The sequence below is a fragment of the Ruminococcus sp. J1101004sp1_RTP21198st1_B9_RTP21198_201120 genome (assembly GCF_040924245.1).
GTDB classification, from domain to species: Bacteria; Bacillota; Clostridia; order Lachnospirales; family Lachnospiraceae; genus Blautia_A; species Blautia_A faecis.
Genome location: NZ_JBCOMI010000069.1, coordinates 1 through 2,753, shown reverse-complemented (window position 1 = coordinate 2,753; position 2,753 = coordinate 1). Strand labels below are relative to the sequence as shown.

Below are 2,753 nucleotides of genomic sequence, written 5' to 3'. Positions count from 1 at the left end.
TATAGTGATAGGTAAGGTTTTGATATTATCTCCACCTTTTCCCCCACTTCACACCGGACATGCGACTTTCACCGCATCCGGCGCTCCATCGATTGTCTTCACGAGACATTTAATCAGTCACCAAATTTAAGTTTTATATTATTGCTGACAGGTTCGCCTGCTCTCGCAGACTATTGATTTTCACGAGCATCTTTTTTGTGATATTGAGTGTTTTTATCAGGTCTTTTATTACTGCTTGGGGCAGTTCTTGTAACAGAATCAGATATTTTTTGTGAATCAGAACCATGTTTTTATATCTTTCAAATCCACCAAGTGCTCTTGGTACTTTGAGCCATACAGCTACATGTTCCGCATCTGCGAATTCTTCTCCACTGATTGCACATTTTCCCTTTTGAGCAGAAAATAAAGATATTTTACTGTCATGGTATTCTGTGCTATGACCAACGGATATTTTTTCTCTCAGTCCTTTCAGAACATACTGATTAAGGTTAAGTTCTGTATGAATCGGAGCACGACCTTCTTTTGTATAACTACAAACGATTGATCGCTTCGCCATCGGTATTTTATTTTTGATGAATGCAATCGGATAGATCATCTGGTCAATTCCTGAAACATATCGAATCATTTTTGACTGTCCGAATCTTTCCTTTTCTGCTTGGGTGATAGTTCCACCCTCATGTTTTAGCATACTTCCTGTTTCTGTATTTAACCTGTTCATCAAAACTGTCATTACTCGCCTATGGAATTCTCTGCAATCAATACTGATACAGGTGGCAAGCTGATAGTAATTCTGTATGCCTAACACCATAGAGTTATATAGCTGAATTTCTGATAAACAACTTTTTTTCTCTCGGGGTTTTGCGATGTTTTTCGCTTGTTCCACTAGCTTTGCTCTTTCAATTTCAACCTTTTTGTCACAGATTGCCGACTGCACCACATATTTATGATGCTTCAACCTTACCCTTATTTTGAATCCAAGAAACTCTGACCACCGTTTTCTGGTGTTCACAATCCTTGTTTTCTCAGGGGACACCTCTAATTTCAACCTCTCTTCAATCCACGCCGTAACCGCTTCTTTTGTCCTGACTGCGTCCTCTTTCGTTCTACAGAAAATCCTAAAATCATCCGCATACCGAATGATATGCATTTCTTTCATTTCTGTGTTTTTCATAATCCTATAACCATGGCTTTTATCAAAAACTTTAGTTTTTCCGATTATTCTTTCTCGCCCTCTGCTTATAGCAATCGGATTTTCCTCCCATTGACTAGCTATCCACCAATCCAATTCATTTAGAACGATGTTTGCCAGTAGTGGTGAGATAATTCCTCCCTGTGGTGTACCCTTGTTGGGCAGTACCGTTGTATTATCGGGCATTTTAATTGGAGCTGTTAGTATTCGCTTGATAATAAAAATCAGCGTTTTATCATGGATACCCAGCGACCATATCTGTCTGATTAACTTGCTATGATTTACGTTATCGAAAAATCCTTTAATATCAAACTCAATAACATAATGAAGATTCATCATTTGAAGCATGGTGTAGGTTCTGTTAATGGCATGTTCAACGGATCTATTCGGACGAAATCCATAACTATTATTGTAGAACTTTGCTTCGCAGATTGGTTCCATGATCTGCTTGATACATTGCTGTATCAACCTATCCCATATGCATGGGATTCCCAGCGGACGTGTTTTTCCGTTTGGTTTCGGGATATCTTTCCGTCTTACAGGCTTTGGTCTGTAGCCGTGTTTGCTTCCGGTAACAATAAATCTCACTCTTTTTACCACATCATCAGGAGTTTGACTCCCAATATCTGTGATGTTCTTTTTGTCTGTTCCTGCCGTGTAGCTGCCTTTGTTCGCTTTGATGTTTCGGTACGCAAGTAAAATGTTATCCCTGCTCAGTATCAAATCCATAAGATTCTCAAATACTTCACCGTTCTGACTTTTTTGATATAGTTCATCAAAAGTACCTTGCATTCCGTAGTACTCCGCATGACGCAAGTCATCTACACATAATGTTTTACTTTTCTTTGGCATAAGGCATCACCTCCTCTCGAAAGTGACCCTTTTGGTCTTACTCGTAATCCTTATCATTAGACTGAATAATGCCTGTTTATTTCAACCGACTTGTGACCATTCCTCCGAGTTCCTCTTTTTCGCAGAACTCATCATAAGTTCGATCACGGCTTTTCAGCACCAGTTCACCTGCTTATTTTCTTCGTCAGGCTATCCCCTAATGGAATCTGGTGCCTTTCCACGTTCCGATAATCCTATCTGTACATATATCCTTAGATCTCTGCTATAGTCCTGTCAGCTTGGATGTGCCTGTAACACAACATGGTCGTTCGTAGGGCGAATTTCTACTGAACCACACTGACTGCGCTTTAACGCACCCATACATTTCTATATGGTCTTCTTTTAGAACCGTACATTCGCAGTTTTCGTCAGTTTACTCGCCAAAGTAAACATTCTAATCATAGATATTTTATAGATCCTAGACCTATAGGTAGCGCACCCCACCTCTGGGGCGTTTTCGAGAATCTTTTGGCAGATTCCTACGACTACTCTCGGTCGTTGTCACGGAGCTTCTCACCCCAACCATTACAGCTGACGCAAGTCCGTCAAGGATAGACGTTTCAGGGCGTTACCCCATCATTCCACCTATCGGATTACCAGTTCACAGACTGGTTATTATTTAATAAACCAACACTGTGCGCAGACTTTTTACCGCCTGCGAACGTGTCGCACT

At 40.5% G+C, this 2,753-nt stretch carries 1 protein-coding gene; it reads right to left on the bottom strand.

What is annotated here, in order from left to right; all coding sequences use genetic code 11:
• Positions 1–133 precede the first annotated feature (133 nt).
• Positions 134–2,041, bottom strand: coding sequence for a group II intron reverse transcriptase/maturase (ltrA, locus tag AB5618_RS21205; RefSeq protein ID WP_173903690.1), 1,908 nt, complete (start codon positions 2,039–2,041; stop codon positions 134–136).
• Between the last annotated feature and the right edge of the window lie 712 nt (positions 2,042–2,753).

What these genes read in the sequence shown, in the direction of transcription:
- ltrA (WP_173903690.1), bottom strand. Translation starts at nt 2,041, where the DNA reads ATGCCAAAGAAAAGTAAAACATTATGTGTAGATGACTTGCGTCATGCG.